Origin of the sequence: Clostridium sp., from assembly GCF_016650095.1 — a bacterium.
Lineage (GTDB): Bacteria > Bacillota > Clostridia > Clostridiales > Clostridiaceae > Clostridium_AD.
In genome coordinates, this window is sequence record NZ_JAENWL010000265.1 from 1 (window position 1) to 5,415 (window position 5,415).

Genomic DNA, 5,415 nt, shown 5'->3' on the forward strand with positions numbered 1-5,415 from the left:
TTCCAGATTATTATAAAAGACTAAGTGAAATGGAAGAGGAAGCAGAAAAATATTGGGGTGAATAAAAATAAGAGTGATTCGAATTAGGGGCTAATAAAATTAGTATTTAGAAGCCGGCAATGTGCTGGTCTTCTTTTTTTTACAACTAAACGATTACGAAAAAATAAATGTTGACTTCTAAATAATAAGATGCTAATATAACTTTAGTTAGATACAGTGATACAGTGGTAAAGCGTAGTAATAAAATGATAAAGCGATAAAGCGTCACGGAGGGAGTAAAATTTTGAATAGTTGGAAAAGACATATACCGGAAGGTTCGAGAGATATACTTTTTGAGGACTGTAGTAATAAAATTGAGATTGTAAATACACTTAGGAAATTATATATAAATACTGGTTTTTTAGAAGTGATTTCTCCTACATTAGAATTTTATGATGTTTTCCAGGGAGATAATGTATCTATTGAACAGGAAAAAATGTATAAACTTTTTGATAACGCAGGAAGAATATTGGTGTTAAGACCTGATATGACAATGCCTATCGCAAGAATTGTTGCAACAAAGCTTAAAGATTCATTATATCCACTGAGGATATGCTACAGTGGAAATATATTTAGGATGAATGAAGATTGGAATGGAAAAGTCAGTGAAATGACCCAATCTGGAATCGAGATAATAGGAAGTGAAAGCCCAAAGGCAGACGCAGAAGTAATTATAACTGCTATTCAGGCGCTTCTTGCTATAGGGATAAGAAAATTTGAACTTGAAATCGGACAAGCAGAGTTTTTCAAAGGTCTTATTGAGGACATAGAGCTTAGACCAGGTGAAATGGAAAAATTAAGAAGGCTTGTTGAGAATAAGAACTTTGGAGCACTTAGAGAGTTCATAGAAGAAAAAGAAGAAATGCTAGGCACAAAAAACGTAGAGGCTCTAAAAAGGTTACCAGAGCTATTTGGAGGTATTGAAATACTTGGGTCGGCAAGAAAGCTCACTCAAAATAAAAGAGCGTTAGCTGCAATAGATGCTATAGAGAAAATCTATGAGCGAATAGAAAGTGTAGGACTCGGCGCACATATTTCTATTGATTTAGGAATGGTACAGCATATTGATTATTACACAGGAATAACTTTTAGAGGATACAGTAGTGAAGTTGGAACTACAATTATTAGTGGAGGTAGATATGACAATTTGATTTCTAAGTTTGGCACATCTATGCCAGCAGTTGGATTTGCTATAGATGTGGACAACATCCTATCTGTTCTCGAAAAGCAGGGAAATAATGCTGAAAAGGTTAAAGAAAAATTTATTATTCATTATGAGAATTCACTAATTGGAATTGTGTGTAAATTTGCAACGCAAATTAGAGCGAAGGGATTTACCACTGAGTTAAGCTTATTTGAAGAAAAAGAAATGACTTTAAATTATGCACAGCAAAAGAAGATAGATAAGATGATTTGCATATTTGAAGATGAAAAAGTTGAAATAATAGATATTAATAGTAAAAGATGCGTTAACACAAACGTAGAAGAATTTATTAAGAGTTTGGAGGAATAATTATGAAGGCGATACGAATAGCATTGACAAAGGGAAGACTAGAAAAATATGCTATTAAAATGTTTGAAGAAATCGGAATAGATTGTAGGTCGCTTAAAAATAAAGGAAGAAAATTAATTTTTAAGGATGAGAAAAACAATATAGAATTTGTGCTGGTTAAATCTACAGATGTTTTAACTTATGTAGAACATGGTGCAGCAGATATTGGAATTGTAGGTAAAGATACTTTAATGGAGCAGAATAAAGATTTCTATGAAGTTGTTGACTTAAAGGTTGGGAAATGTATGTTTGCTGTGGCTGCATTACCAAGTTTTAAAAGCTATGACGGATACGATCGAAAAAAGATAGCTACCAAATATCCCACGGTGGCAAAAAATTATTTCAAGAAAAATAATGAAGATGTTGAGATTATTAAAATTGATGGGTCAGTGGAACTTGCTCCAATACTCGAGTTATCTGATGCAATTGTAGATTTAGTTGAAACTGGAGACACACTGAAGGAAAATGGATTGATTATCATAGAAAAAATTTGCGATATTAGTGCAAGAATGATAGTAAATAGAGCCAGTATGAAGATGAAAAAGGAAAAAATCAGCGATCTGATAGCGAAGGTTCAAGAATATGTAGATAAGAATGAGGTGACGGTATCATGATGAAAATTATAGATGCAAATAGTAACATTGGAAGAGAATATATGGAATTTCTAAAAAAAAGATCAGAGGAAGTTCAAGAAGATGTAAACATTGTAGTGGATAAAATTTTATCAGAAGTAAGAACTAGAGGCGATGATGCTATAATAGAGTACACTCAAAAATTTGATAGTAAATTAGTTACTGCTAAAAACCTTATTGTAACAGATACAGAGATTAAAGATGCATATAAAATGGTAGATAAGGATTTTTTAGATGCAATAACACTAGCTAAGAAAAATGTTGAGGAATTCCATGAAAAGCAAAAGAGAAATGCTTGGATGATGACAAAAGAAAAGGGCGTAATTTTAGGCCAAATTGTTCGAGGACTTGAAAGCGTAGGAATATATGTACCTGGAGGTACAGCAGCTTATCCGTCTACTGTTATTATGAATGTAATTCCAGCAAAGGTGGCAGGTGTAGAAAATCTAGTTATGGTAACACCACCTCTATCCGACGGAAGTGTGAATCCACATATTCTAGTAGCCGCAGATATAGCGGGCGTGGACAAAATATATAAAGTAGGCGGTGCACAGGCAATTGCAGGACTTGCATTTGGAACAGAGAGTATTTGTAAGGTGGACAAAATAGTAGGACCAGGAAACATTTATGTGGCTATGGCGAAAAAAAGCGTATTTGGATCTGTTGCCATAGATATGATTGCAGGGCCAAGTGAAATATTAATTATTGCAGATGAACTTGCAAATGAAAAGTTTATTGCTGCTGATTTAATGTCTCAAGCAGAGCATGACGTGCTTGCCTCTGCAATGCTTATAACCACTTCAAGGGAACTAGCGCAGAAGGTAGCTTCCGAGCTAGAGCTGCAGATAAGAGGTATGAGCAGGAGAGAAATTATCAGTGAATCTTTGGAAAAATACGGAGTTATCTTAATTGTGACTAATATAAAAGAAGCTATAGACCTCGCAAATAAAATCGCACCAGAACATCTTGAAGTTATGATAAAAAATCCATTTGATTATTTAGGAGATATAAAAAATGCAGGTTCTATATTTTTAGGTCAATATTCGCCAGAGCCTTTAGGCGACTATATTGCAGGTCCTAATCATGTTCTTCCAACCAGTGGAACTGCAAGATTTTTTTCTCCATTATCTGTAGATGATTTCATCAAAAAATCAAGTTATATATACTATACAAAGGAAGCTCTGAGCGAGGTTAAAGACAAGGTAGTAAAGCTTAGTGAGGTTGAGGGGCTTACCGCACACGGAAATTCTATAAAAGTGAGGTTTAAATAATGATACAGGACTATTTTAGAAGCGATTTAAGTGATTTTGAATCTTATAGTGCTGGTAAGATTGATTATAAAGTGAGGCTGAATGCCAATGAAAGTTTTGATAACTTATCAGATGATGTAAGGAAAGAAATAGGTAGGGTAATTGAGAACTCTGTTTATAATAGATATCCTGATGCAGATGCATTAGAGGTGTGTTCCCTTTATGCAAGGTATGCAAATGTGAAAAGTATAAATGTGATGGCTGGAAATGGTTCAGATGAATGTATACAAATCATTGCACATACATTTTTAAATACCGGAGATAAAGTAGCAATGCAAAGTCCTGATTTTTCAATGTACGGTTTATATACTAGAGTCGCAGGAGGAATTCCAATTGAATTTCCGCTAAGCAAAGAATTAGAATTGGATGTGGAAGGTTTTATCTCAATGGCTAATAGTGAAGAGGTTAAAATTGTATTTTTATCCAATCCTAATAATCCTACAGGTAATATTATTAAAAGAGAGGATATTATTAAAATAATAGAGGGATGTAAATGTGTTGTAGTTATTGATGAGGCTTACTTCGAATTTTATGGTGAGACTATATTAGATAAAATTGAAAAGTATGAGAATTTGATTGTACTTAGAACTTGTTCAAAAATTGGACTCGCAGCAATAAGACTTGGATTTATGATTACGAGTAGTATCCTAATGGGAGAACTTAAAAAAGTAAAGCCACCTTATAATGTGAATGCAATTTCCCAAAGCATTGCTTCAGTTGTTTTAAAAGATCCGGAAATTATATATAGGAATGTAAAAAACATACTTGCACAGAGAAAGTACTTATGGGAAAAATTGAGTAAGATTGATGGAATAAAACTTTTTAAAGCAGAAGCAAATTTTATATTGATTGAAGTTCCAAATGCACAAAAAATGAAAGCACTACTTTTAGATCATAGTATAAATGTGCGTAGCTTTACGACTGGAACATTAAAAAATTGTTTAAGAATAACAATAGGAAGTAGAGAAGAAAATGAATGCTTATTAAAGAATATTACATTGAAAAGTGAAGGAAATATATAGTATTTAATAATATTAGCAGTTGTAAGAGCAAAAGGAGAGATATATAATGTTGGTGGAAAGACAAGCAAAAATTGTGAGAGAAAGCAAAGAAACAAAAATAGAAATAAGTATAAACTTGGATGGGTCTGGGGTTTATGAAGGTGATACAGGTATAGGTTTCTTTGATCATATGTTATGCCTTTTTGCAAAACATGGGCTTTTGGATCTATATGTTAAGGCTGTAGGCGATTTGAATGTAGATTCACATCATACAATTGAAGATGTAGGGATAGTCCTTGGAATGGCTATTAAAGAGGCAATGAAGGGGAAAGAAGGTATAAAGCGATATGGAACTAGTTTTGTACCTATGGATGAAACACTTTCTACAGTGTCTTTGGATTTAAGTGGTAGAGCTTACCTTGTATTTGATGCAGATTTTACTGTAGATAAAATTGGAAGTTTTGATACAGAAATGGTGGAGGAATTTTTCAGGGCTGTCGCAACAAATGCTGGAATAACACTCCACGCAAGAGTAATTTATGGGAAAAACAATCACCATATGGTGGAGGCTTTATTCAAAGCTTTTGGAAAAGCATTAAGTGAAGCTTTAACCTATGATGAAAGAATAAAAGGAGTACTATCTACAAAAGGATCTTTATAAGGAGGAAAACTATGATAGCGATAGTGGATTATGGTGTCGGAAATTTAAAAAGTGTCCAAAATGCACTTAAAGCGTTAGATATTATGTCCATAATATCTTCAGATTGTGAGGAAATATCAAAGTGTAGAAGCATTATTGTCCCAGGGGTAGGTGCATTTCCAAATGGCATGAAAAATATGAAGGAAAAGGGACTTGATAAGGTAATTAAATCCTTAGCAAA

General features: G+C 33.4%; 5 protein-coding genes and 1 pseudogene. All 6 read left to right on the forward strand.

Features of this window, described 5'->3' with window-relative positions; genetic code table 11:
- Positions 1-283: 283 nt before the first annotated feature.
- The gene (locus JJE11_RS13990) at positions 284-1,552 is read left to right on the forward strand and encodes an ATP phosphoribosyltransferase regulatory subunit (protein ID WP_291636674.1); all 1,269 of its coding nucleotides are present in this window, start codon (positions 284-286) and stop codon (positions 1,550-1,552) included.
- Positions 1,553-1,554: 2 nt separating this feature from the next.
- Positions 1,555-2,205, forward strand: a complete 651-nt coding sequence (gene hisG, locus JJE11_RS13995; protein ID WP_291636676.1) for an ATP phosphoribosyltransferase — start codon at positions 1,555-1,557, stop codon at positions 2,203-2,205.
- Positions 2,202-3,494 carry a histidinol dehydrogenase gene (gene hisD / locus JJE11_RS14000; protein ID WP_291636678.1) on the forward strand — a complete coding sequence of 431 codons (1,293 nt, stop codon included), beginning with the start codon at positions 2,202-2,204 and terminating at the stop codon, positions 3,492-3,494. The genes hisG and hisD overlap by 4 nt, the downstream gene beginning before the upstream one ends.
- Positions 3,494-4,555 (forward strand): histidinol-phosphate transaminase, encoded by a 1,062-nt coding sequence (hisC, locus tag JJE11_RS14005; protein ID WP_291636680.1) that lies wholly within the window; start codon positions 3,494-3,496, stop codon positions 4,553-4,555. Before hisD ends, hisC begins: the two co-directional genes overlap by 1 nt.
- Positions 4,556-4,601: 46 nt before the next feature.
- The gene (gene hisB, locus JJE11_RS14010; RefSeq protein WP_291636682.1) at positions 4,602-5,195 is read left to right on the forward strand and encodes an imidazoleglycerol-phosphate dehydratase HisB; all 594 of its coding nucleotides are present in this window, start codon (positions 4,602-4,604) and stop codon (positions 5,193-5,195) included.
- Positions 5,196-5,206: 11 nt separating this feature from the next.
- Positions 5,207-5,415: pseudogene (hisH, locus tag JJE11_RS14015) on the forward strand (imidazole glycerol phosphate synthase subunit HisH); the annotation flags it as partial.

What these genes read in the sequence shown, in the direction of transcription:
- hisB (WP_291636682.1), top strand. Translation starts at nt 4,602, where the DNA reads ATGTTGGTGGAAAGACAAGCAAAAATTGTGAGAGAAAGCAAAGAAACA.
- hisC (WP_291636680.1), top strand. Translation starts at nt 3,494, where the DNA reads ATGATACAGGACTATTTTAGAAGCGATTTAAGTGATTTTGAATCTTAT.
- hisG (WP_291636676.1), top strand. Translation starts at nt 1,555, where the DNA reads ATGAAGGCGATACGAATAGCATTGACAAAGGGAAGACTAGAAAAATAT.
- hisD (WP_291636678.1), top strand. Translation starts at nt 2,202, where the DNA reads ATGATGAAAATTATAGATGCAAATAGTAACATTGGAAGAGAATATATG.